Below are 24,347 nucleotides of genomic sequence, written 5' to 3'. Positions count from 1 at the left end.
CAGATTAATTGCACAACTTTAAGAGGTGTCTTTCCAACATAGAAAGACACCATTTTTAAAGTATAGTTAAATGAGTAAAGTAGGAAATTAACTGCCCCAAAGTTATTCAAGCTCATTATAAGACTGCTACTTGCAATATTCTGAGCCTTTTTAAAGCATTTATTTTATGTGCCACAAAAGGTTTGGTAAGGACCGTTAGATTGCTCAGGCAATTTACAATACTCTGCTTGTTCAGGAGAGTATTCGAAGGGTCTTGTAAGAACATGAAGAAGCTGCTCCATTACATTATAATCTCCCTGCTCTGCAGCAGCTAACGCTTCTTCCACTCGATGATTTCGAGGTATAACCGCAGGATTGCTATTTTGCATTAACTTCTGTACAGTTGCTTTTGATTCCTGTTGTCTACTTATCCTCGCCTGCCACTGTTCATACCATTGAGCAAATTCTTTCGTGCCAAACAGAACCATATCCTCCAGTTTATCAACAGTTAATGCACGGAAAGTATTCGTGTAGTCTGCCTGGTATTTTAACATCAAACCAAGAAGTTCTTCTATGAGTGCCTCATCTTGTGCCTCTTCATTAAACAAACCTATTTTTATTCTCATTCCCGCTAACCAATTGGAATGATACAGCTCAGGAAATTCTTGAATTGCATCCTGCGCAAGCTTAAGCGCCTCTTCCTCATTTTCATGCAATAAAGGCAATAGGCTCTCAGCAAATCGTGCGAGATTCCATCCGGCAATACTAGGCTGATTTCCATAAGCGTAGCGACCTTGAATGTCAATGGAACTGAATACCGTTGCAGGATCATAGACATCCATGAAAGCACAAGGACCATAATCAATGGTTTCTCCACTAATCGCCATGTTATCCGTGTTCATCACACCATGAATAAAACCAACTAGTTGCCATTTAGCAATTAGCTCCGCTTGACGTTTGATCACTTCTTGTAGTAAGGCAAGATATCGATTCGGAGCAGAGTTAACATAAGGAAAATGTCGATGTAATGTATAATCTGCCAATAATCGAAGATCTTCTAGTGTACCCCATTGCGCAGCATATTGAAAAGTGCCGACTCGTAAATGACTGGCAGCTACACGAGTTAAAATTGCACCAGGCAGGTTTGTTTCACGAATTATTGATTCGCCAGTTGTTACTACTGCTAAACTACGTGTGGTGGGGATACCAAGCGCATGCATTGCTTCGCTAATGATATATTCTCGTAGCATTGGTCCAAGTGCTGCTCGACCATCACCACCGCGGGAATAAGGTGATCTTCCTGCTCCCTTAAGTTGAATATCAAATCGCTCCCCTTGAGGAGTAATCTGCTCGCCAAGTAAAATAGCCCTTCCGTCCCCTAACATGTTAAAATGTCCGAATTGATGCCCCGCATAAGCTTGAGCAAGAGGAGAAGCACCTTCGGGTATCTCATTACCCCCAAATACCGCTACACCATCGTCACTTTGTAGTGCCTCGATGTTCAACCCTAGAGAAGTTGCCAGTTTATCATTGAACATAGCCAACTTTGGGGCTTGTACAGGATTGAGGTCAAGACTTGTAAAAAATAATTCAGGTAAACGGGTATAACTGTTATCGAAGTTCCATCCTTTTTCTATTATTTCTTCTCTTTTTGTCATCGTATCACCATCTCTTTTGTATCTTATTTTTCTTCAATTTCAAATAATGGCTCCAGTTTATTTATTATACCCTTTCGAAGCAAATATACATCCTTCACTGTATCGATATTTCAACAGTAGTATTATGTTTTGTTTAGTTGAGATTTTGACTTGTTGGTATGACTGACTTTAATACAACGAATTATTCGACTTCGATTCAAACCATAATAATAGTTTTGCTAATTAGTTTATCCATATAGTTTTGAATTACTATTAATCAAAATAACACCTAAAATAGACATTCAATTAGTATCATAATTGAATGTCTATTTTTATTGATACATGAAGGTTTAGGTATATATTTCTTTTCAATTCTTACCCAAAAGATTGATGGAAGACGCAGGATTTTTTATAGTCATTTAAAAAATGATATCAAGCATAGAAGGGCTGAAACGTCTTTTCAGTTTAATTTTATAAAACATTTAGAAATTGCTGATAGGGAGTATACATGGCAACATATTAATTATAAACGAGAATTTCTCTTCCTTATTCTACTAGACTTCAGCTTCGTTAGCTTAAAAAGTATAAATGGCGACAAAAAAGGCAAATGCTGCAGCAAGGATAGAAATTATCACACTTTTTTTCTGTCTAGCTTGCAGTTCCAAAGTCCCTGTTACCAATATAAACACACCTAAGGCCAATATCATATATGGCATAAACTCGAAGGTTTTAGTAATTAGACTATAACCTGCTAATGCAAAAGCAATACCTGCTGAGATACTCTAAATATTTATCTTTCTCCCTCCCAAAAGTCTTGGTGCTAATTCTTGTTGATCTTATCACTTCGAACTCTATTTATTTAAAAAAGGAAATACCTTCTTCCGCTATCCCCTTTGATTGAATAAAAGAGACGTTCTCCTTCTTAAAGCGACTCAACAGTTTGTTTAATAACTATTGATATCCACCTTTAGATTCGGGAAGTTCTAAATATTCTTCCTTATTTCTAATTATACTAAATACGTAATTACGCAACTCAATTAGTAGCTTTGCATCGTTGGTAGGTTCACAGTACGCCCCTGAAACTGAATGAGTTATGGTTTCTCCGTTGATGGTAATTTTCCATTCATCTTCTTCGTGTGGTTCTTGTATACAAATTGTTCCATCTATAGGTTCAGGTATAAATTTTTTCGTTTCTACTATATTAACTTCTTTCATTTTCTCATAAATTTCATGCATTTCTTCATCTGTTAAGGTTATATTTGCCGTTGACGTTCCATCTGATATTAAATCCTTGGTCACTGTATTTTGGAATGTATTAATTTCATTATTTTTTCCCACACCAAATTGAATAGAAAACCCAAAATCATTGGGCATATCTTGCGATAACGTTTGAACAGTAGGCTCGCTTGAATGCAAGACATCAACTTCATTTGAAAATTTATTTATTTGGTTACAGGCATTCAAAACAGAGGTAAATAAAAGTAAAAACAATATTTTTTTCAACAAAATAGCCCCCTTTTATTTAAGAATCCTGTGCCATTAGCACTGTATTATTTCTGATTCAACTTTTCAATGTTATTGTTTATTTTAATTAATAGATTAATGATGATTGTCAATAAAATAATGAAAATAATTGCAATTAAAATACATGCTCCTTCATAACCGACAAACGCAATTATTCCGCCAAAAACTAAAAATCCAATAAAGCCGAATGCAATTGAAGTAGTTAAATTTAAAATAAACTTCAAGTAATCACCCCTGTTTTTCAACTTCCCTTAAAATATATGGAACTGTAATTCTGTCCATTATTAATCCTTCAAATCCACTTGAAATATGTATATATTTTTCTGCTTGTTTTAGATCCATCCAAGTTACTTCCTCAATTTCTTCCGGAAAAGATATTTCTATTTTTCCCCCGATTATTTTTCCGACAAAAGTAAAGAAGATAGCATGGTGTCCCCTTTCTTCAAAAAATGCTTCCCCCACAGAGAAAACACCATCCACTTGTACATCTAGTCCCGTCTCCTCTTTCACTTCACGTATGGCAGCTTTTATAAGCGTTTCTCCCTTTTCAACTGCCCCACCTGGAGGTGTATAGTAAGAGGACCCTGTACCTTTGTTTTTTACCATTAATACATTCTGTTCAAGTTCATCAAACAGAAGAACATATGCAACATCTACTCTTTCCATTTATTCTTACTCCCCTTTCGTACATTAACAAAAGAGCCGACTTAACAGCTCAAGCTCTTTATCACTTTGTCCCCTACAAAATCTTAATACCAATTCTGCCTGAGCTTTGTCTTTTAACAAACCAACTTGTATGCATGATTCTAGGTGAACTCTAGAAAAGCAATTCCTTTTGCTGTGATAAAACCTGTTCCACCTCAAAGTCTGTACCGGTGTATATACAATCATTAAAAACATGACTATATTGATCGAAAGTAGCTGTATTACAAGTTACTTTTTTGTTTTTTACAATACCTGCTCTAGCCAATGTCCAATTCATGTTGATATGCTGACAACTGTTCCTTCTACATATCCTTCCTACACATATATTTATAGATTGATTGTACGGTTTAATGAAAAGCATCAAAACATAATACTACAGACAACACAATCGATAAAACAAGAAAGAATGTAAGTACTGCACCGAGCAACTTTTGATTGTGATAGTTTTTATTGTCCTTCATCTTTTCTAATAACCTAACAAGATTCAGGAACCATAATACTGCAAGGATAGGTCCTATTAATAGCACATACAAAGAGAACAACTCCTTTCTGCTTTTCTAATTTCAACTATTCTATTTAACTACTGTTCGTTCATGAGAATAGATTTTAAAATAACATAGTTTTCATTAAAAAATTGCTGATGCTTTTTTATTCCCCGTTTTTTACACCAACCTAATGAATTAAATGCATCGGTAAAACGATAAAATGGTAATATGACATCTAAATCTATTAGCGGACGAATTGTTTTGTAACCTTTTTGATAAGCTTCTAGTGTTCTTGGATTTTTCATAAAAATATCACGATTAATTTTTGTAAAATCCATTTCTGCCGAACCAAAGCGGGCACTTTCAAAATCAATGATACCTGACACTTGATTATTTTGGATAATAATATTCGCTGGACGAAAATCCATATGTATAAAGCTCGGTCCATCCGGATTTGGAAGAAATTTGCGTAGCTTTTCATCACTTAATATTTCTATCGCTTCATATTCACGTTCTAATTTCACTTTAGAATAGGGAATTTTAAGATATACTATTTGCTGATTAACTTGCTTTATTTTATAAACAGTTGAGCTAAAAGAATCTGGTACATCTTCAATGGAAAGTACATTCAGCTTTAATTTTTCTATAATTTGTTTTAACTGTTGCATTTATCCCCCCCTATCTTCTTAGTACGAATTTCTTGACACTTCGTTACTTAAATATACCAAATGAAATTAACAATTGAATTCCATTCTTAAAAACTCAAATGTACTACCATTTGTATCTTGCATAAAAGTTTCAATATCTTTAAATCCAATCTTTTTATATACTTCTATCGCTCTTTGATTAAAAGTTGCCACCGTTAAAATTAATTATTCTGGTCTGGAGTTAAAATCCCTCTAAATCTTCTTTATCTGATTCCATATCATAAAATGAGTACTTACCATTTATCTTTCATCGCTAATTGCTCAAAACCTCATTTTCCTTGCATCGCTTTCGATTCGTTCTTTACAGGTAGGACAAGAAAACTTTCCTTGCATGTTGCGTTTAAACTTTTGGTACTGTGGATCATTGTCGTAAAGTTTGAACTCTTTTTTGCAAAATAGACATGTGACCGTATAAAAAATCATATAACATCCTCCATTTTTCTTATATGAAATAGCGTATTTAACCCTACTTCTTCACATCAAGTTCTTATATGTATTTTCGCCAATTAGCGTTTTCACCATCGTATAATAACTACTACCAGGAGGGTAATCCTTAATTTCACCAACCACTTTGTATCCTTTTCGTTCATAAAAGGAACGTGCTTGAAATTCAAAAGTAGTTAATAGTGCCTTCTTCGCTCCCTTTTCTTTGGCGATTTTTTCTGTTTTTTCAAGTAAAAGTCCACCTAAACCTTTGCCCCTCAATTCTTCCCTAAACCAAAAATCATTGATTTCAACCCAGTCCCAGTAGACGTCTGCAGTTATGCCCCCAATCCAATTTTTATCCTCATCCGTAACAATAATAGTTATAGGTTGTACAGACTCTTTTTGTCTTGCATTTCTATGATGTACTGAATGTTGATTGTTAAATTCTTTTATTCTGGTGTTTAAAAAAGTTGAAAACTCATCGTTAATGTCCAGTAAAATCTCTATATTGTACGTCATCTTTATTCTCCTTGATTGGTAGTAATATTAATGTCATTCTATCTTACAAAAGAAGATTCATAGATACTATTCTTGTTTGAAAGCCCATTTTTTCATACAATTTTATCGCTTGATTTCCAGTAAAAGCACTTAAGCGAACCTCCGGATACCCCCATGTTCGTCTACTTTTCTTTTACAAACAATACTTCTGCATTCATCACTACTTTTCCTGCAAAAATAAGTAAGATGTGAAGAGCATTGAAGAGTCTCTGATGGTTATTCTTTCAACATGGAAAACATATGATTGGAAAAACACTATAGGAGGAGCGGGATGAGGAAAAGGAAGCACCTTTTAGGTGGTGTTGTTTTTTTTATATTAATGCTCATCGCTTTGTTTATGTACCCTCAGACATCTGGATCGGAAAAAGAATTTCAAATTTCCGTTGAGGAAGAGAAAGCATTAAATGATTTTCAAGAGTACCTTTATGCAGATGGAGGATTCTTTGAGCAAGTGGGGGGTGAAATGGAAAAAGTCGGGTATGACTATTCAATTGCAGCCATGCTATATTCTACAGATGATATTAGACTTGATATCATCCTAGATAATATAAAGGAAGTTTCAGAATATCAATATCAAGAAATACTGCAGATCCTTAACGAGATGATGATAAAAAATCATATAGACCAACAGGCTTTTACATTACAGGTCAGTTCAACTAATATACCATAATTGAATATCAAATTTACTCATTCCCCTCTCTTATATAATGACGACATAAAGGGAGACAGCCGCTCCCTTTATCCTTCTGCAAGCACTAAGTATTTTTTGGCCTTTCCATCATATTTAACAATTAATATATCTCCTCGCTCTTTAGTAGAGTATATTTTTGCACCTACTGGTAGTCTATTTGCCATGCCATCGTTGAACTGATTATTATTACTGTTCGAAATTCCTGTAACTTCTCCGACTAATTCTTAGTGACTTTATTTTCATCCACCAGTCAATTTCCGTTTTATAAATTAATCCTTCCCACTGAAAAATGTTTGCATTCTTATCTAATCGTAAAACCTCTTCTACATTCGGATTTTTAGAATCCTTCATTTCTGTTTCATCACCCATGCAGCCAGATAAATAGATAGAACATACAACTATCATTAGACTTACAATAATTTTATTCACTGCAAACCTCCCCCAGTTAGTAGAAGAGGTCAGATTTCAAAGAATTCATTTAATACGAACTTCACTTGCCATAAAGCTCCTCGAAACTAAATCTTTACGTCGATATACACTTAACACGACACCAATTAAAAATGCATTAAACAAAGTAGGCATCAATCCGTAACTCATAAACGGCAATGATATAGAAATCAAAGGGAAAAACCCTAGTATCATAGCGATATTAGTAAATAGTTGTACAGTATAAAGCGCTACCGCACCGATAAGAAGAAGCTTCCCGTATGAGAAATTTATCTTACGAGTAATCACAACAATTCTTGCGATAAATATAGAAAGGATTAATACAAGTGCAATTGCAAACAGCCAACCAAAGTAAGAAGCGAGACTTGCAAAAACAAGGTTTGTATGGGCTTCCGATATAATTACATTACTCATTGGATTTCCAAACCAGCCTGCTTTAGATAGCAGTTCTTTTAGGAGCAATATCATATAGCCTCCACTATCTGGATACTGTTCAGGATTAATAAATACCATTAGTCGGTGTTTCTGATACGGATGAGCATTTTGCCAAAGAGTAATACTAACAATCAAAAATGAACTAATTGAAATTCCTAAGGTTTTAAGAATTGTTTTGCGACTAAATTGACTCCAACAAAACATGACGACTACCATTACACCATATATGTAGATTGTAGAAATACTAGGTATCGTAATTAATAAATAACTAGAGATAATAAACAAAATGCTCAAATGCCACAACTTCAATCTTTTGTTGTTAAAAAAAGATGCCCAAGCAAGAAAAAAGAATGGGATAGCCATCAAACTGTCAATTGTTAAAGGCCCAATTTGTACAAGGGGAAGCCCATTAATAAAATGCGTTGGAAAAAATCGTAATACAAAGAGTATAAACATTCCTATTACGTAACACAGCCATCCTTGCTTTTCTAACTTTCGAAAATCAATCATCATCATCCCAAATGCTATAATCCCACCAAGCATAACAAATATGACTTTATGCGATGAATAATATCTCATATTCATCGAATCATCACTAAAATTATTTCCAAGGGAAAGCATCGGAAAAAAACTTAAGCCTAACGTGATAACTAGTAATATAACTGTTAACCAGTCTACTTTCGGCCGATAAAGTTTATTTAGCCATTGTCCAAGTGTTATAGGACTTCCCATCTGATTCACTGCTTTTTCTTCTGCTTCTTCTACATTTAAACCTTTTTTGATCCATTCTTTTTTTACTTCTGTTATATGGTAATCAAGTTCAGCCGAAACAAATTCTTTTGCTTCTTTTGAATGGATCTGATTTTGTACTTCTTTTAAATACGATTGACTACTATTTTTCACTTTGACTTCACTCCTCTACTAATTTTTTGAATGAAAAGGCTTTAATTGTAGGCCTTTCCGATTTTCGTAATAGTTTTGTTCCCTTATTATTTAATCGATAATATTTAACATTTAACTCGTTCCAGCTAGAATGTAAGAAACCATCCTGCTCCAACTGATGTAATAATGTGTATACAATCCCTTCACTTTCTTCAAATTTTCGGATTCCTCTTCCTCGTAAAAGCTTTACTAATTCGTAACCTGTTTTTTCATGAACAAGGAGCTGCAAGGTTGCTATTAAGATAGCCTCTTCATTTTCTGTTTTTAACATTCTTTCTTGAATTGCTTTGCGATGTTTTTCGGTAAAATTCAACTTAGAAAATGATGTTTTATCCATTGAATTTTTTAAGCCTTTTAAACGATCTTCCATTACTTCTCCTCCAATCTTTCTTCCAAAAGCTCTTTGGCACGTCTAAGCCTAGTTTTAACTGTACTAGTACCTACTCCTGTAATAGAAGCGATCTCCTTTATTAGTAATTCCTCATAGTAAAAGAGGTAAATCACTTCACGATATTTAATAGGTAGCTTCATTAATGCAGAAATTAATCCATCATCTACTTCCTTTTGAATAACTACTTCTTCGACTATTTCTTTGTTTGTTTTAAAATTTTTCGTATCCTCTGCAATGATGACATGCTTGTTATACCAACTTTTTAGAAAGTCCTTACAATGGTTAATAGCAATACGCCATAACCATGTTTTTAACTTGGATTTGCCTTGGAATGTATGTATGGATTTATAGAATTTCACAAATATATCTTGTGTTAGATCCTCCGCTACCTCTTTATTATTTACATATGAATAAACAAGTCTTAAAACATCTTGACCATATATGCTCATCATCTCATTCATCAGTTCTTCCTTATCTTCTATTTCAAGAGCTCCCTTTATTAATTCTTCCACATTATCCCTCCTTCCTTTTTATTAGACGACGTGCTTCATGAGAAGGTTTTTTATTTGCAATAGTTTTCTTAAAGTATTTTCATAAAAAAATCCTCTTCATGTAGTTGTGTATCACCCCATAAATGCATGGTCTGATAACACTAATCTACCTAAAGAGGATTACTATAAATCAATTGTGAATATGCCTAATTTTTTATTCTATCAATAAATCAGCTTGCAAATATTAAAACTAAATAGATTGAATTATAAAAACTACCTAATGTGTTTATATACTCTTTCTCATCCTTAAAGCAAAGAGAAAAGTCCGTATAATGATGAAGATTGGAGACAACGATGAAATAATTAATAGTCCAATAATAATTTTTGGTATAAGGCTTATGTCAAATGCTTGATTGTTCAAAAATTGAATCCTTATGGCAAAAAGCCATATAACCAGTAAATAACTAGCCAATATGGAACTCGCTATGATTACCTTTCTCACTTGTGCTTTCTTTTCAGTCGAATTATACGTAAACCGTGGTTTCATCTCTCCAGATGTATATTCTTTTTCCCAAATTGTGTACTTGAATAACCAGGAAGTCGATGTGAATCTAAGCTTCCAACCTGCACTTTTATGGACTTCGAAATATTCTGGAGCCGTCTTCCATTGATAGTCTTGCACATAGGAGACAAGTTTTGGTGTATCTTTTTTGAAAATAAATAATGACCAGTTTTTACTTACTCGAACAAGATGATTCCCCTCTTCAGCCATGTTACTTAGCCAGTTTTCTAATAGATCCGGTGCGTACATCCAACCAAATTTCCATTTTGAAAACGTTCCCTCAGTAGAGGATTCACTTCTATCAACTGAATTACTAAAAAACTTTCGCTCGAATGCTCTCATTTTTCGTGTCATGTATAAGGTGAAAATAATAACTCCAATAACTTGCATAAAGTATAGAATTGTAAGAGACCATAACGGACTAGCTACAAAATTTGCTTGGCCAGGTGCAAATAAAGTTGTAAGCATAGCAATAGTAAATGAAACCAGCTGAAATACATATAGAAATGATAGACCTGTCAATAGAAGTAAATGAACTCGATTTCTCTTCATTATTCTTTCCCGTGAAGGATAAGCTCTAATAGTATCTCTACCATTACTAACAAATTTCCATTTTTCTTTTACTACAGAATCTTCCCACCCAGCGTCAACTAAACCACTCGGTAAGCTATTTTGATATTTATCGAATATGACTTGATACTCCAATTGCCTACCAGCTGTTTCTTCAAATACAAACATTCGTGAAAATAGCTTAACATCGACTAAAACTTTTCCATCTGCTGCATTTGAAGATAACCAACATTCTGTCTTCTCCACATCATAACTCCAAAATGGCCTCCATTTTTTTGTCATTCGAATTCCTCCTCATACTTTAATGCATTTTTATGTAGTTCCTTCAATCTGCTTATTTCATGAAGTATTAATGTCTTCCCAATTTCAGAAATCTCATAAACTGTTTTTCGAAGTTCATCTGCATACACTTTTACAATGTAATCCCGTTGCATTTTCTTCAAAGTACCATAAATCGTACCAGATCCAAGAACTAATCTACCTTCTGTGATTTCTTCTACATGCTTTATTATTCCATAACCATGTCTTGGTTCAGATAGCGATATTAATATATAAAAGGCAGTTTCGGTCATCGGAATATAGGATGCAATAATCTTTTCAACTGTCAATGGGATCACTTCCTCTTTATGGATTCAGTATGTCACACCTCGACTATATCACGCTATGACATATAAGGTCAATTAAATTTAGAAAAATAAAAAAGCCACGCTCCTCTGAACGTGACTTTCTCGTTAACTATTATAATAATTCCTCTGCTAGTAGTCGGTAAACGTTCAATCTTTTTTCTTGTGAGTGTGGAATACTACAAATCATTACTTCATCAAATCCATAATGTGCTTGTTCTTCTTGTAAAATTATTGCAACATCTTTTGCTGCCCCTACTAAATGAATTTTTCGGTTTTCTTGGATCATCATGCGGTCCATTTCTGTTAATGGATAATTTTGTGCTTCTTCCGGCGTCAATATTTGGTGAATTTGACCTTTCATTAGTGATAAACGTGCAATGTCTTGTGGTAATGCTTCAAATTCAGCTTCCTCTTTTGTTTCGGCAACCGTTACTAAATATGTAACATTTATTTCAGGTTCTGCCATAAATGCAGAAGGCTGAAAGTTCTTGCGATACGTATCTAATATTGCAGGTGTCATTCCTCCTTGAAAAAATTGAGCGAATGAATATCCAAGACCTAATCTACCAGCTTGAATTGCGCTGTTCCCAGTTGATCCGAGTAACCATGCTTCTGGTAATGTGACATTAGACGGAGTTGCAATTGTTTTGTTATAAATACTTTCTTCTGGCACTTCGTCATTTAATAACTTTAATGCTATTGCTAATTTTTCATACATATTATTCACCAATGGAGGACGACCTTCAGAGAGTGCATACATCGCATAATTATCGCCACCAGGAGCACGACCTACTCCAAAATCGATTCTCCCTGGTGAAAAAGCACTTAGGGTTTTGAATACTTCTGCTAGTTTTAGTGGTGAATAATGCATCATCATAACACCACCGGTTCCAATTCGTAGTTTGTTTGTTTTTGCTGCTAAATGAGCTGCAGTTACTTCCGGAGCAGAACTTGCAAAAGCACCAGTTCCATGATGTTCTGCCATCCACATACGATGATAACCAAGTTCATCCGCTAATATTGCTAATTCTTCCGCTTTTTTTAATGCTCCAGCAGAATTGTTTCCTTTCGTAATGGGGGCTTGATCTAGTACACTTAATTTCATATATTTCATTTCCTTTCAATATTTTAATTTTGCGATTAGATATCTTTGTTTAACATAATGCTAACTAACCAATTTCAAAATGTAAATGAAATGAACTTGAAGAAATTTTACATTTAAATTTTTCCAACTATATTTCACACTAAAAAACGGAGCACTCCCCATTGAGGAATGCTCCGTTTTTATCTATTAATAGACAGATGTATTTTCTTTTGTAATGTTTTCTAAAATTTCTTTCACACGTGCTAAGAAGCGTCCGCAAACTAAACCATCTAGTACACGGTGATCTAATGATAGACATAAGTTTACCATATCACGAGCAGCAATCATTCCACCATCCATAATAACAGGACGTTTCACGATTGATTCTACTTGAAGAATCGCTGCTTGTGGGTAATTGATGATTCCCATCGACTGAACAGAACCAAATGAACCAGTATTGTTTACAGTGAATGTGCCACCTTGCATTTCGTCTGATTTTAATTTGCCAGAACGAACTTTTGCAGCAAGTTCATTTACCTCACGAGCGATCCCTTTAATCGTTTTTTCATCTGCGTTTTTGATAACAGGAACGAAAAGTGCATCCTCTGTAGCAACTGCGATTGAAATATTAATGTCTTTTTTCTGAACGATCTTATCGCCTGCCCACATAGAGTTCATCATTGGGAATTCCTTTAGAGCTTGAGAAACAGCTTTTACGAAGAACGCAAAATATGTTACATTAAAGCCTTCTTTTTGTTTGAACTCATTTTTAATGGAATCACGGTATTGTACTAAGCTTGTTACATCCACTTCAATCATAGTCCAAGCATGAGGTGCTTCATGCTTACTTCTTAGCATGTTTGCAGCAATTGCTTTACGAACACCTGTTACAGGAATTTCGATGTCTCCTACTGCAATTGGCACATTTGACGGAGTAGCAGCTTTTGGTGCAGAAACGGCTGCTGGAGCTTGAGATGCTGCAGGTGCTTGAGCAGTAATTGTTTCTGCTGGAGCCGCTACTGGAATTTCTCCGCTTTCAATAATTTTCAGTAAATCTTTACGTGTAATTCGTCCTTCATTGCCAGTACCATTTACTAAAGTAAGATCAATACCATGTTCTTGTGAAAGTTTTAATACAGCAGGAGAATAACGCGCTTTTGCACCTTTTTCACGTTGAATTGGAGTAGAGTGTTTTTGAACTTCAGCTGGCTTTACTGTTTCCGCTGTTGGTTGCTCAGGTGCAGCTTCCACTACCTCTTCCTTAGCTCCACCTTCAGTTTCAATCGTACAAACGATTTCACCGACTGCAAGGGTATCTCCTTCGTTTGCAATTAATTCTTTAATAACTCCAGTAAAGGAAGAAGGCACCTCGGCAGTTACTTTGTCTGTGTTTACTTCAGCTAGAGCGTCGTATTTATTGACATGATCACCTGGTTTCACTAGCCATTTTTCAATCGTACCTTCAGTTACACTTTCCCCAAGCTGAGGCATTTTGATTTGTTCAAGAGCCATATTAGTTCCTCCTTCCTAGTATTCAGCAAGCTCGCGCATTGCTTTTTCGACTTTATCTGGATTAATCATAAAGAATTTTTCCATCGTTGGTGCATACGGCATAGCAGGAATGTCTGGTCCAGCAAGTCGCATAATCGGTGCATCTAAATCAAATAAGCAGTTTTCAGCAATAATTGCTGCAACCTCTCCAATAATGCTACCTTCTTTGTTATCTTCTGTAACAAGAAGTACTTTACCTGTTTTAGATGCAGCTTCTATAATTGCTTCTTTATCTAACGGATAGATTGTACGTAAATCAAGAATATGAGCGGAAATCCCATCTTTTTCAAGACGTTCTGCTGCTTGTAGAGCAAAGTGGACAGCAAGACCGTACGTAATTACCGTAATATCTTCCCCTTCACGTTTTACATCTGCTTTTCCGATTTCGATTGTATAATCCTCTTCCGGAACTTCCCCTTTAATTAGACGATAAGCACGTTTGTGCTCAAAGAACATAACAGGATCTTCATCGCGAATTGCCGCTTTCAATAACCCTTTTGCATCATATGGAGTAGAAGGAATAACAATTTTCAATCCAGGTTGGTTTGCAAAAACTGCTTCTACAGATTGTGAATGATATAAAGCACCGTGAATTCCGCCACCAAAAGGAGCACGGATAACAATTGGACATGTCCAGTCGTTATTTGAACGGTAACGAATTCGAGAAGCTTCGGAAATTATTTGGTTGACAGCTGGCATAATGAAGTCAGCAAATTGCATTTCTGCGATTGGACGAAGCCCGTACATCGCAGCACCAATACCAACTCCCGCAATAGCGGATTCAGCAAGAGGTGTGTCTAGCACACGGTATTCTCCGAATTCATCATATAGGCCATTTGTTGCTTTAAATACTCCACCTTTGCGTCCAACGTCTTCTCCAAGGATAAAAACGCGTTCATCACGAGTCATTTCTTCTTTCATTGCAAGTGTAATTGCATCGATATAAGACATTACTGCCATTATGCGTTCCCCCCATCTTTTTCTGCGTAAACATGCTTCAATGCATCTTCCGGAGCAGCATATGGAGCTTCTTCTGCGTAATCAGTTGCTTCATTTACTTCTTTCATGATGCGATCATTTATTTCTTTTTCTAATTCATCCGTTAATACATTTGTTTCTTTTAAGTACTGTGCAAACGTAATTAACGGATCTAATGCTTTTCCTTCTGCAATATCTTCCGCTGTACGGTATTGTCTATCATCATCATCTGAAGAGTGAGCCGTTAGACGGTAAGTCACTGCTTCGATTAAACTTGGGCCTTCTCCGTTACGAGCACGATCAGCCGCTTCTTTTACTACTTTATAAACAGCAATTGGATCTTTACCATCCACTGTCACACCAGGCATTCCGTAACTTGATGCACGGTCTGCAACACTTTTGCTCGCCACTTGACGTTCAAATGGAACAGATATTGCATAGTTATTGTTTTCAACCATTGTGATACATGGTAACTTATGAACTCCAGCAAAGTTTAACCCTTCGTGGAAATCTCCTTGGTTTGACGAACCTTCACCAAGCGTTACAAAAGTAATAAAATCTTTTTTCTCAATTTTCGCAGCAAGTGCCACTCCAACAGCATGTGGTAATTGAGTTGTAACTGGAGAAGACCCAGTCAGAATTCTATTTTTCTTCTGTCCAAAATGTCCAGGCATTTGACGACCGCCAGAGTTTGGATCTTCTGCTTTTGCAAATGCAGATAGCATTAAATCTCTAGCTGTCATACCAAAATGTAAAACAACACCCATATCACGGTAATATGGTGCGATATAGTCTTTTGAATTATCAAGTGCAAATGCCGCACCAACCTGTGCTGCTTCTTGACCTTGACATGAAATAACAAAAGGTATTTTTCCAGCACGGTTTAATAACCACATACGCTCATCAATACGACGCGCCATAAGCATCGTTTCAAACATTTTTAAGACATCTTCATTTGTTAAGCCTAATTCTTCATGACGATTTGTTATCATTTACATTGCCTCCTTTTACATGTGAATTGCTTTACCATCTACAGCTAATGCTGCTTCTCCCATAACTTCACTAAGAGTTGGATGTGGATGAATTGTATGAGCGATTTCCCATGGTGTTGAATCTAATACCATAGCTAGACCTGCCTCAGAAATCAGATCTGTAACATGAGGTCCAATCATATGAACACCCAAAATATCATTTGTCGCTTTATCCGCAACAATTTTTACAAAGCCATCTGATTCTCCGTAAACAAGTGCTTTACCTATCGCTTTAAATGAGAACTTTCCAACTTTTACGTCAAACCCTTGTTCTTTTGCTTGTTGTTCTGTAATACCAACGCTCGAAGCCTCTGGATTTGAATAAATACAACGTGATACTAGTTTATAGTCAATTGGTGAAACATCATTACCGGCAATATGTTCCATTGCATTAATACCTTCATGACTTGCAACATGTGCCAGTTGAAGCCCTCCAATAACATCACCAATTGCATATATATGTGATTCCTTCGTTTGGAATGTATCAGATACTTGGATAAATCCTTTTTCTATTACGATATCGGTATTTTCTATTCCAATTCCTTCAACATTTGCTTGACGACCTACTGAAACAAGCATTTTTTCTGCTGTGAAGGATTTTACCTCTCCATTCAACTCAGCAGAAATGGTTACTAAATTGTTATCTATTTGAAGTGTTTCAGAAAGTACTTTTGCACTTGTTACAAAATTTATACCTTTTTTAGCTAAGAGCTTTTGCATTTCTTTTGAAATATCTTTATCTTCCGTAGGAATAATTCGATCCGCATATTCAATAACGGTCACTTCCACACCAAAATCATTTAACATCGAAGCCCATTCAATTCCAATTACTCCTCCACCGACGATTAATATCGATTTCGGTAATTCTGTCATTGCTAATGCTTCATCTGAACTCATAACAAATGTCCCGTCTATTGTTAAACCTGGTAAAGTTCTAGGTCTTGAACCAGTAGCAATAACGACATTTTTAGGAATGAGCATTTCATTTTCATCACCATTATTCATTTCAACTGAAACTGTTCCTCCTGGAGAAGGAGAAAAAATGGATGGTCCAAGCATTCTTCCTGTACCTTCAAAAACATCGATTTTCCCTTTTTTCATCAAGCCTTGAACACCTTGATGCAATTGGCTTACAATCGATTCTTTTCTTGATTGCACGCGGCTAAAATCAAGTGCTACTTCCGATGTTATTACTCCAAATTCAGCAGCATGATTTTTAGTAGTAGAATAAACTTCAGCACTTCGAAGCAACGCTTTACTTGGAATACATCCTTTATGTAAACAAGTCCCGCCAAGTTTTCCTTTTTCGACAATTGCTGTTTTCAATCCCAATTGAGCAGAACGAATAGCAGCTACGTACCCGCCTGTACCGCCACCTAATATGACAACATCATATTCTTTTGCCAAAGTGTTATCCCCCTTTTATTTCATCTAAGAAGGCCGCTTCATAAGAAAGACGGCCATTCTTTTAATTGATGAAATTGTTGTGTTTAGTATTAACGTCCTGTGATAATATGTTTTCCATTTTGTAAGAACTGGCTACGTGATTTGCTAACACGAGCAATACGTTCTTCTGCTAAGCGGTCTGCTGCAACATACGTTGGAATACCGTCACGTTTTGAAATTTCAAAAATACGTTCGATTTTATCGTAAATTCCTGCGACACGGTTCATTGCACGGTCGTGGTTATAACCATATAATTCGTCAGCTACATTAATTACGCCACCTGAGTTAATTACGTAATCTGGTGCGTATGCAATACCCATTTCATGGATTATATCTCCATGTTTTGTATCTTTTAGTTGGTTATTTGCTGATCCTGCAATTACTTTAGCTTTGAATTGTGGGATTGTATTGTCATTAATAATTGCTCCTAGTGCACATGGTGCAAAAATATCAACGTCTTGTGAATAGATTTCATCGATTCCAACTTGAACAGCTCCGAATGCATTTACAGCACGGTCAACAGAAGTTTGGTTGATATCCGCAACAATAAGTTTTGCACCTTCTTTATGTAGATACTCACAAAGAGTAAATGCAACATTTCCTACACCTTGAACTGCAACTTTTTTACCCTCAAGTGAGTCAGATCCAAATGCTTCTTTCGCTGCCGCCTTCATACCAACGTATACGCCATAAGCAGTCACTGGAGAAGGATTACCAGAAGAACCAAATGCTTCTGAAATACCTGTTACATAGTTTGTTTCTTCATGTATCAAGTCCATATCTGCTACAGTTGTACCAACATCTTCTGCAGTGATATAACGTCCGTTTAAACCTTGAATAAAACGACCGAAAGCACGGAACATTTCTTCGTTTTTATCTTTTAATGGATCACCAATAATTACCGTTTTACCGCCACCTAAGTTAAGTCCCGCAGCAGCATTTTTATAAGTCATTCCTTTAGCCAAACGAAGTGCATCTTCAATTGCCTCTTCTTCAGTTGCATAGTTCCACATACGTGTTCCACCAAGTGCTGGTCCTAATGTTGTATCATGAATAGCTATAATTGCTTTTAATCCTGAAGTTTTGTCCTGACAAAATACCAATTGCTCGTAGTCATAAGTCTCCATATATTTAAAAATTTCCATCTGTAGTTCCTCCTAGTAGTTAAGTAATTATTTATTTTTTCGAAAATAGTTATTTTCGTAAAATACATCCCCATGTAATTTAACAATCTTTATATGTTTGAAACCCCTTTAATTGAAGCTTTGAACATTTCAAGTAATTTTAGCATCCCCATGCAAAATATCACTTTAGTCTAAATTATATTTCTCAAGTTTATAATATAAGGTACGAAGTGAAATGTTTAACTTTTTCGCAGTTTGAGATTTATTACCGCCACAAACTCTTAGAGCATTTAGTAATACTTTTTTTTCCATCTCATCCATTTGTTCAGCAAGCGTTCCCAATTGTGTCTCATTGAAGCCCGTTTCCGAAAATGACAAGATCGATTTTGGCAAATGATGCTCTTCAACAATTCGATCTTGCGCTTCTAAAAAGATCATTGCTCTGCTAATTATATTCTCCAACTCTCGTATGTTCCCTGGCCAATCATAAAGCATTAAGCTTTCCATAGCGGATTTTGTGAAACCTTCAATGTTTCGCCCAAATTCCTTATTTAATTTTACTAATAAATGTTCTGCTATGGAAGAAATGTCTTGCTTCCTTTCCCTTAGAGAAGGAACGTGTATGGGCATACGATTCAACTGAAAGTAGAAATCCTCTCGGAATAACCCTTCCCGCATTAACTTTTCTAGATTAAAATAACTTGCAGCGATAATACGAACATCCACTGGAATTGATGTGGTTCCACCTATTCTTATAAAGGCATTTTCTCGAAGTACTCTTAAGAGTTTAGCCTGAGTCTTATTTGTTAATTCACCAACTTCGTCTAAGAAAAGAGTTCCATTATTTGCTTCATCAAATAAACCTGAATAGATAACGCCATCTTCTTCATACCCAAATAGCTCACGTTCTAAAAGATGTTCTTCTTGAGAACTACAATTCACTCGAAAGAATCGATTATGTCTTCTATTACTTGCGCTATGTATGGCGTGTGCGAATAATTCTTTACCTGAACCGACTTCTCCCCTTAGAAGAACGGTTATAGGTACACTGGCAGCAAGCTTAGCTTGATTAATAGCAAGTTGAATTTGTTCGGATTCGCCTAAGATATCCTCAAATGAATAATTTAACTCTAGGTTACGGATAAGAGTACGTGCTTGATCGAGTTCTTTCATTAAGGAGCGGATTTCCGTCATATCGTGAATTACTCCAACACTTCCTTTTAGAAGGTTGTTAACAATAATTGGAGCGACATTCACAATAACGTCTTTTTTCTGTTTACCAACTCTTATATTTACACCTCGAATAGGTTTACGTGTTTGAAGAACTTTCAAGTGAATACTTTCACCTTCAGATATATCAGCAGTGGCTGGTTTTCCTATAACTTCTTCTTCGCTTAAACCAGTAATACGAGAATATGCAGGATTAATGAGAATACCTTTTCCCTCTTCATCCACTACAGATATCGCATCCTCGCTAGACTGTATGATCGCTTCAAGCATTGTTTGTATTTCCGTAAGGTCCGTTATCTCTTCTGCAAGCCTAACAACTTCTGAAATGTCTTTAAAGACTGCAAATGCTCCGATCTTTTTACCTTGCTCATTAATCATCGGATATCTTGAAGTAACTATTTTGGTACCGCTTTCAAGAATAAGTTCTTTATTTAACTCAATTTGACCAGAATCAAAGATTCTAGGCAATTCACTATGTGAAATCACATCATATACATGTCTTCCAATGGCATCTTCTATAGAAACTTTCGTCATTTTAGAAGCACTTTTATTAAAGAAATTTACAATGCCTTTTTCATTGATTCCAATCATACCTTCTTCTATTGAGTTAAAGATAAGTTCTTGAATCATTTTTTTATTATCTAATATTCGAATAAATTTATTTTTTTCTTCTACTAATGTAACAATTAAGTTTGCAATTTCACCAGGGATTAAAACTGTAGTTATTGGACGTTTCGAAAGTAGTTCTAAGAATACTTCTTTACTTCCTGTAACATCAATTATAATTTGAATATCTCCATTTAAGAGAGGTTTCCAATCGGTATATGTATGAATATTATGCTTTTTTGCATATTGCATTCCAGGAGCATTTTCATCAATATCGACGATTCCTTTTACTTGAAGGTAATCAGCCTGTTCAAACAGCCTCAAAAGTGCATATCCGCCTTTACCCGCACCGATGATTAATATGTTTTGCAAAAAAATTCACACCCCCATTTTCCCTCTGCAACTTATTGCACTTCTCATATATCATAACTCATGTTCCATGAGTTGACAATAATATTCTCCCATGTAAAATTAAATTTATTAAAAGTGCTAAAGCTCATGGTCGAATGAAATATTTTTTGGTATTTTCACCTTGACTTGTAGATGCCTGAAGCAACTTAAAACAGGAGTGATTATTATGGCCCGTTTAGCTGCCTTAATTGTATTATTGATTCCTGGTATTCTCGCAGCATTTGGTATAAAACTAATGAGAGATACATTTTTCGGGATACATATCTTACCTATTGGTGCCTTGTGGTTTCAATTTATTTGTGGGGTTCTATTCACACTATTAGGTTTGGGATTTTTTGCAGGATTTTTGTTAAACAGGGATCGAAAAAACGGAAAAGTTGCCCCTCGTTTTCAAAAGAAAAAGTAACATAATAACTACCGTCTTTTAGATACCTTGTCTCAACTATTCGATGAAAATACTTTGGATATACTATTTCTAGAGTAAAAAGGCTCGTACAGTGATTGTGTCGCTGTACGAGCCTTTTTCAATATCTAGTGATGAATATTGAACATTTCACTATTAATTTGATAGTTATTCATCGTCTTTTTTGTATTTTTAAAATTTTTTCTGGGAAATCTGTAATCCAACCAATGACTGAATCATGCGGATCAGGTAGATAATTTTCATTACCTTTAATATTGTAAAAACGCATAGGGAAACCTGCATTCCAAATGGAATACATTAAATCAGAGCCGTAGAATTTTTTATTCAAATGGATAGCATCGAACTCTTTTATGGAAAGAATATAATCCCAATCCGTATTCTTTTTCCCTATAAATGCAGTTTGAACATTACGATTCATTGCATGAATTGTTTGAAGGACACTAAATTCAAAAGAAGAAAAATGGATATCTTCCACGCTACTACTTTTTTCTACGACTTCACGTATTTTTTCACTTTTCCCAAGAAAAGATTCTTTAAATTCTACATTTAGTTTAATACCAGTTGGAATAGCGAATTCCAAAAACTCATCAAATGTTAACACTCTGCTCCCTAAAAATTTCCTAAAAAAGGAATGACCTAATCTTAATTGCAAAACTTCTTCGGCCATCATATCAGTTATTCTTCTTTTGTTTCCCGCCAAGCGAAAAAAATCGATATCGTGTGTGACAAATGCCACACCATCAGCAGATAATTGTAAATCAAGCTCGATACCATTTGCACCTAGATTTACTGCTTTTTTAAATGCCTCCAAAGAATTTTCAACCGTTCTAAACTTAGCACCTCTATGTGCGTAAACTGGAATATTAGACATTTAACTCCCCATTTTCAAGCTTAAATTTACCTTTTGTTTCTTTGGATATCGTCGTTGATTTATTACCTATTTGTATAACTGTGCCAGCATTTGCTTCTTTTTTAATATCAATAAAATAGTCAGTAGAAGTGCGGAGAAGCTTCAGAATTCTTTGTATTTCAGTATCCAAATCTTTTACTTCACTTTCCATTGTATGACATTTTTGTTTTGTTTGTTCATATGTAGCAATCTGTTGCTTAGACATAGTACTTTTAAATTGAGTTAGTTGGTTAATTTGAAAATTTATTTTTGTTAGCTCATCTTGAAGTTTCAACATTTCTTCTGCTTTAATTTTTACACTTTCCGTTAATATTTTCCTATCTATTCCTTGGACAATTAGTTCCGTCTTTCTTTCTAAACTATTACCAGTATAGGCGGTAGTTATAGAATTAATCGCTATTACTTTACCACCGATAATTTTCCCTTTACGCTCGTCCAAAAATATTTCATTTCCGAAAATAGTTGATCCCATAGAATAGAATCCAATGTATACATTTTCTTTTGCTTCTAATGTACAGCCATTCGCATGTTTAATATAGATATTTTTGTATGCTTCTATTTTCGTAATATCTTTTCCGAAAACTCCACCTTTTATAAATACGTCGCCTTCTGTTGACTTTATCAATTCAGCAGAATTGACTCCTTCGTTTGATTCTACAGATATATCTCCTGAAGCAATTATTGAATAACCAGGCATGACGGTACCTTTTATTTGGATGGAACCATCAAATTTTAAATTTCCTGTTTCCAAACCGACATCTCCGTTTATTAACAGATGTTTTTGAACAGCAAGTACACCGTTTACTTCTCCAATAATTCCATTGGTTTTGGATCGAAGTACTGTTTTGCCATCTTCCTCTACTTCATATGCCGATTCATTATCATATTTTAATGGTAAATCATCACCTTTTTCAGCTTGAACTACCCCACCAAGAATATTTCTACCTACTATCCCCTCTTGTGCCGGTATTTTTTCTCCAAGCCAAGAACCTTCTTTTATTTCTACGATAAAATTCATATCGAAATAATCAGCTTTTCCATCCACATTTATTTCGGGTTTTTTTTCGGCTTGCTGTAAATATGTTATTTTTGCATCTTTACCTTTTTGAGGATGAAGCCCACTTGCAACTATGTATGCTTTTCCTGGTATTACATTTTGAAAATCAATTGGAGTTTGCCCATAAATAATTTTATTTTCAATTAGTAACTGGTCAATTGTTTCTTGAATTTCTTTTGTATTTTCTAGGATATGACTCTGAGATTCGTAAATTGTTACAACTGCTTGCATCTTGTCATCACTAATTTCTATTTCCACACTATCTATCCAACTACCAATTTCTATAGCTTCATTTGTTTTATTTTCTACTGCCTTTTTTAACGCCATAAAATTAGTTACTCTTAATCTGGTATATTTACGAGTCAATTCATCAAATTTTTTCAGATTATATCCATCTTTATTAATAGTTATAAATACTCTTCCTTCTTCTTCGGAAAGTGTTACTTCTTCATTTTTCTCAATTATCACGACTTATACACTTCCTTCCTATTTCTTATTATACTCATTTTTCTAACAATTGGTGGAAACAATAGAAAAAGCGTTCAAAAATAGTATCTTCGCACGTTTTTATCTTAAATAGAAATATTTTTTCTCCAACCATCTAATCTTTTGATCTATTTATATTATTTTTTATTATTACTATTAACTTATTATTTCATTACAACTCAAAATAAAATATTAGACCTTACTACCTACCAATGATAAATAATGCCTAGTTTATGGACTTATACTGGATTCATAAATCATAAACTTCAGTTCACTTAAGGTCTAATCTTCTTAACTAGCCATATTGATCTCGATAAATTCCCTACTAGTTGGTTTATACTTCAAATGATGTACTGTATATGAGTTGAAATAAAGGGATTCTAAAATTAATTAAAACACCTGATGTAATTGCTTCAGAATTTATTAAGAAGAAGTTTGGTACTAATAGTGAGGAAAAAAAGAAAGCAGTAGTATCTTCGACTTTTGAGAATGGAGTATTAAAATCGACAGCATTTGAAGAAACGTTTTGGTCTGCAAAATCTGCAAAACGTAAGTTCATAACTAATACTGTCGATTTTATGGAATCAATGAAGTCTCAACCTGACGTTACAGAAGCAACATTGGCTGTTCAAGTACCATTAACTGATCAATATGGGAATACAAAAAATGGTGAAGTCTTATGTGTTACATTGAGTAGAGTAACATTGGATAAAAAAATTTCGAGGGATTCAATGTTAATAATTTATCTGCAATCGCTGATGATTATTGGGAACATCCTGCTTTATATGCAAAATAACTAAAAAAACCACCTTCCACAATACTGGTTGGTGGTT

25 protein-coding genes and 1 pseudogene are annotated in these 24,347 nt (G+C 34.9%); 2 read left to right on the top strand and 24 right to left on the bottom strand.

Going from position 1 to position 24,347, the window contains the following annotated elements; translation table 11 throughout:
- Positions 1–164 precede the first annotated feature (164 nt).
- The 8 genes and pseudogenes from ACTSKG_RS02495 to ACTSKG_RS02460 form a co-directional block, all read right to left on the bottom strand.
- Positions 165–1,637 carry a protein adenylyltransferase SelO gene (locus ACTSKG_RS02495; RefSeq protein WP_464756576.1) on the bottom strand — a complete coding sequence of 491 codons (1,473 nt, stop codon included), beginning with the start codon at positions 1,635–1,637 and terminating at the stop codon, positions 165–167.
- Between the two features lie 930 nt (positions 1,638–2,567).
- Positions 2,568–3,119, bottom strand: coding sequence for a hypothetical protein (locus ACTSKG_RS02490; RefSeq protein WP_464756575.1), 552 nt, complete (start codon positions 3,117–3,119; stop codon positions 2,568–2,570).
- A gap of 47 nt (positions 3,120–3,166) precedes the next feature.
- Positions 3,167–3,364, bottom strand: coding sequence for a hypothetical protein (locus ACTSKG_RS02485; protein ID WP_464756574.1), 198 nt, complete (start codon positions 3,362–3,364; stop codon positions 3,167–3,169).
- A 4-nt stretch (positions 3,365–3,368) separates the two neighbouring features.
- Positions 3,369–3,806, bottom strand: coding sequence for an NUDIX hydrolase (locus ACTSKG_RS02480; protein ID WP_464756573.1), 438 nt, complete (start codon positions 3,804–3,806; stop codon positions 3,369–3,371).
- Between the two features lie 386 nt (positions 3,807–4,192).
- On the bottom strand, positions 4,193–4,372 hold the full coding sequence (locus tag ACTSKG_RS02475; protein ID WP_464757946.1) for a hypothetical protein: 180 nt from the start codon (positions 4,370–4,372) through the stop codon (positions 4,193–4,195).
- Between the two features lie 53 nt (positions 4,373–4,425).
- Entirely contained in the window at positions 4,426–4,998 is a 573-nt protein-coding gene (locus ACTSKG_RS02470; protein ID WP_464756572.1) for a phosphotransferase family protein, read from the bottom strand.
- Positions 4,999–5,064: 66 nt separating this feature from the next.
- Positions 5,065–5,202, bottom strand: a pseudogene (locus ACTSKG_RS02465) (GNAT family N-acetyltransferase); the annotation flags it as partial.
- A 309-nt stretch (positions 5,203–5,511) separates the two neighbouring features.
- The gene (locus ACTSKG_RS02460) at positions 5,512–5,982 is read right to left on the bottom strand and encodes a GNAT family N-acetyltransferase (protein WP_464756571.1); all 471 of its coding nucleotides are present in this window, start codon (positions 5,980–5,982) and stop codon (positions 5,512–5,514) included.
- A 310-nt stretch (positions 5,983–6,292) separates the two neighbouring features.
- On the opposite strand from ACTSKG_RS02460, the gene ACTSKG_RS02455 reads away from it, so the two are divergent.
- The gene (locus ACTSKG_RS02455; RefSeq protein WP_464756570.1) at positions 6,293–6,691 is read left to right on the top strand and encodes a hypothetical protein; all 399 of its coding nucleotides are present in this window, start codon (positions 6,293–6,295) and stop codon (positions 6,689–6,691) included.
- 207 nt (positions 6,692–6,898) lie between these two features.
- Here the strand turns inward: ACTSKG_RS02455 and ACTSKG_RS02450 are convergent, their stop codons facing one another.
- From ACTSKG_RS02450 to ACTSKG_RS02390, 13 genes are all read right to left on the bottom strand, one after another.
- Positions 6,899–7,141, bottom strand: coding sequence for a hypothetical protein (locus ACTSKG_RS02450; RefSeq protein WP_464756569.1), 243 nt, complete (start codon positions 7,139–7,141; stop codon positions 6,899–6,901).
- A gap of 45 nt (positions 7,142–7,186) precedes the next feature.
- A complete protein-coding gene (locus tag ACTSKG_RS02445; RefSeq protein WP_464756568.1) occupies positions 7,187–8,497 on the bottom strand; it encodes an FtsW/RodA/SpoVE family cell cycle protein in 1,311 nt (436 codons plus the stop codon).
- A 7-nt stretch (positions 8,498–8,504) separates the two neighbouring features.
- Positions 8,505–8,906 (bottom strand): PadR family transcriptional regulator, encoded by a 402-nt coding sequence (locus ACTSKG_RS02440; protein ID WP_464756567.1) that lies wholly within the window; start codon positions 8,904–8,906, stop codon positions 8,505–8,507.
- Complete coding sequence (locus tag ACTSKG_RS02435) at positions 8,906–9,439, bottom strand: sigma-70 family RNA polymerase sigma factor (protein ID WP_464756566.1); 534 nt, start codon at positions 9,437–9,439, stop codon at positions 8,906–8,908. The genes ACTSKG_RS02440 and ACTSKG_RS02435 overlap by 1 nt, the downstream gene beginning before the upstream one ends.
- A 265-nt stretch (positions 9,440–9,704) precedes the next feature.
- Positions 9,705–10,832, bottom strand: coding sequence for a DUF2812 domain-containing protein (locus ACTSKG_RS02430; protein WP_464756565.1), 1,128 nt, complete (start codon positions 10,830–10,832; stop codon positions 9,705–9,707).
- Entirely contained in the window at positions 10,829–11,158 is a 330-nt protein-coding gene (locus tag ACTSKG_RS02425) for a PadR family transcriptional regulator (protein ID WP_464756564.1), read from the bottom strand. Before ACTSKG_RS02425 ends, ACTSKG_RS02430 begins: the two co-directional genes overlap by 4 nt.
- A 130-nt stretch (positions 11,159–11,288) precedes the next feature.
- The gene (locus tag ACTSKG_RS02420) at positions 11,289–12,281 is read right to left on the bottom strand and encodes an LLM class flavin-dependent oxidoreductase (protein ID WP_464756563.1); all 993 of its coding nucleotides are present in this window, start codon (positions 12,279–12,281) and stop codon (positions 11,289–11,291) included.
- Between the two features lie 186 nt (positions 12,282–12,467).
- Positions 12,468–13,772: a dihydrolipoamide acetyltransferase family protein gene (locus ACTSKG_RS02415; RefSeq protein ID WP_464756562.1), complete on the bottom strand. Its 1,305-nt coding sequence runs from the start codon at positions 13,770–13,772 to the stop codon at positions 12,468–12,470.
- A 15-nt stretch (positions 13,773–13,787) separates the two neighbouring features.
- Positions 13,788–14,771, bottom strand: coding sequence for an alpha-ketoacid dehydrogenase subunit beta (locus ACTSKG_RS02410; protein WP_464756561.1), 984 nt, complete (start codon positions 14,769–14,771; stop codon positions 13,788–13,790).
- A complete protein-coding gene (locus ACTSKG_RS02405; RefSeq protein WP_464756560.1) occupies positions 14,771–15,781 on the bottom strand; it encodes a thiamine pyrophosphate-dependent dehydrogenase E1 component subunit alpha in 1,011 nt (336 codons plus the stop codon). Before ACTSKG_RS02405 ends, ACTSKG_RS02410 begins: the two co-directional genes overlap by 1 nt.
- 15 nt (positions 15,782–15,796) lie before the next feature.
- On the bottom strand, positions 15,797–17,227 hold the full coding sequence (gene lpdA, locus ACTSKG_RS02400; protein WP_464756559.1) for a dihydrolipoyl dehydrogenase: 1,431 nt from the start codon (positions 17,225–17,227) through the stop codon (positions 15,797–15,799).
- An 89-nt stretch (positions 17,228–17,316) separates the two neighbouring features.
- Positions 17,317–18,411 carry a Leu/Phe/Val dehydrogenase gene (locus ACTSKG_RS02395; RefSeq protein ID WP_464756558.1) on the bottom strand — a complete coding sequence of 365 codons (1,095 nt, stop codon included), beginning with the start codon at positions 18,409–18,411 and terminating at the stop codon, positions 17,317–17,319.
- A 165-nt stretch (positions 18,412–18,576) separates the two neighbouring features.
- Complete coding sequence (locus ACTSKG_RS02390; protein WP_464756557.1) at positions 18,577–20,598, bottom strand: sigma-54 interaction domain-containing protein; 2,022 nt, start codon at positions 20,596–20,598, stop codon at positions 18,577–18,579.
- Between the two features lie 205 nt (positions 20,599–20,803).
- On the opposite strand from ACTSKG_RS02390, the gene ACTSKG_RS02385 reads away from it, so the two are divergent.
- The gene (locus ACTSKG_RS02385) at positions 20,804–21,043 is read left to right on the top strand and encodes a DUF2627 domain-containing protein (protein ID WP_387584166.1); all 240 of its coding nucleotides are present in this window, start codon (positions 20,804–20,806) and stop codon (positions 21,041–21,043) included.
- A 169-nt stretch (positions 21,044–21,212) separates the two neighbouring features.
- Here the strand turns inward: ACTSKG_RS02385 and ACTSKG_RS02380 are convergent, their stop codons facing one another.
- From ACTSKG_RS02380 to ACTSKG_RS02370, 3 genes are all read right to left on the bottom strand, one after another.
- A complete protein-coding gene (locus ACTSKG_RS02380; protein WP_464756556.1) occupies positions 21,213–21,932 on the bottom strand; it encodes a glycerophosphodiester phosphodiesterase in 720 nt (239 codons plus the stop codon).
- Complete coding sequence (locus tag ACTSKG_RS02375) at positions 21,925–23,496, bottom strand: DUF342 domain-containing protein (RefSeq protein ID WP_464756555.1); 1,572 nt, start codon at positions 23,494–23,496, stop codon at positions 21,925–21,927. Before ACTSKG_RS02375 ends, ACTSKG_RS02380 begins: the two co-directional genes overlap by 8 nt.
- Positions 23,497–23,848: 352 nt before the next feature.
- Positions 23,849–24,073: a hypothetical protein gene (locus tag ACTSKG_RS02370; protein ID WP_464756554.1), complete on the bottom strand. Its 225-nt coding sequence runs from the start codon at positions 24,071–24,073 to the stop codon at positions 23,849–23,851.
- Positions 24,074–24,347 lie beyond the last annotated feature (274 nt).

Source organism: Psychrobacillus syltrankelensis, assembly GCF_055454035.1.
Note: the sequence above shows the minus strand (reverse complement) of the source record. Positions and strands in the feature narration are given on the sequence as shown.

What these genes read in the sequence shown, in the direction of transcription:
- ACTSKG_RS02495 (WP_464756576.1), bottom strand. Translation starts at nt 1,637, where the DNA reads ATGACAAAAAGAGAAGAAATAATAGAAAAAGGATGGAACTTCGATAAC.
- ACTSKG_RS02480 (WP_464756573.1), bottom strand. Translation starts at nt 3,806, where the DNA reads ATGGAAAGAGTAGATGTTGCATATGTTCTTCTGTTTGATGAACTTGAA.
- ACTSKG_RS02470 (WP_464756572.1), bottom strand. Translation starts at nt 4,998, where the DNA reads ATGCAACAGTTAAAACAAATTATAGAAAAATTAAAGCTGAATGTACTT.
- ACTSKG_RS02460 (WP_464756571.1), bottom strand. Translation starts at nt 5,982, where the DNA reads ATGACGTACAATATAGAGATTTTACTGGACATTAACGATGAGTTTTCA.
- ACTSKG_RS02455 (WP_464756570.1), top strand. Translation starts at nt 6,293, where the DNA reads ATGAGGAAAAGGAAGCACCTTTTAGGTGGTGTTGTTTTTTTTATATTA.
- ACTSKG_RS02440 (WP_464756567.1), bottom strand. Translation starts at nt 8,906, where the DNA reads ATGGAAGATCGTTTAAAAGGCTTAAAAAATTCAATGGATAAAACATCA.
- ACTSKG_RS02430 (WP_464756565.1), bottom strand. Translation starts at nt 10,832, where the DNA reads ATGACAAAAAAATGGAGGCCATTTTGGAGTTATGATGTGGAGAAGACA.
- ACTSKG_RS02420 (WP_464756563.1), bottom strand. Translation starts at nt 12,281, where the DNA reads ATGAAATTAAGTGTACTAGATCAAGCCCCCATTACGAAAGGAAACAAT.
- ACTSKG_RS02415 (WP_464756562.1), bottom strand. Translation starts at nt 13,772, where the DNA reads ATGGCTCTTGAACAAATCAAAATGCCTCAGCTTGGGGAAAGTGTAACT.
- ACTSKG_RS02410 (WP_464756561.1), bottom strand. Translation starts at nt 14,771, where the DNA reads ATGGCAGTAATGTCTTATATCGATGCAATTACACTTGCAATGAAAGAA.
- ACTSKG_RS02405 (WP_464756560.1), bottom strand. Translation starts at nt 15,781, where the DNA reads ATGATAACAAATCGTCATGAAGAATTAGGCTTAACAAATGAAGATGTC.
- ACTSKG_RS02395 (WP_464756558.1), bottom strand. Translation starts at nt 18,411, where the DNA reads ATGGAAATTTTTAAATATATGGAGACTTATGACTACGAGCAATTGGTA.
- ACTSKG_RS02385 (WP_387584166.1), top strand. Translation starts at nt 20,804, where the DNA reads ATGGCCCGTTTAGCTGCCTTAATTGTATTATTGATTCCTGGTATTCTC.
- ACTSKG_RS02380 (WP_464756556.1), bottom strand. Translation starts at nt 21,932, where the DNA reads ATGTCTAATATTCCAGTTTACGCACATAGAGGTGCTAAGTTTAGAACG.
- ACTSKG_RS02370 (WP_464756554.1), bottom strand. Translation starts at nt 24,073, where the DNA reads ATGAACTTACGTTTTGCAGATTTTGCAGACCAAAACGTTTCTTCAAAT.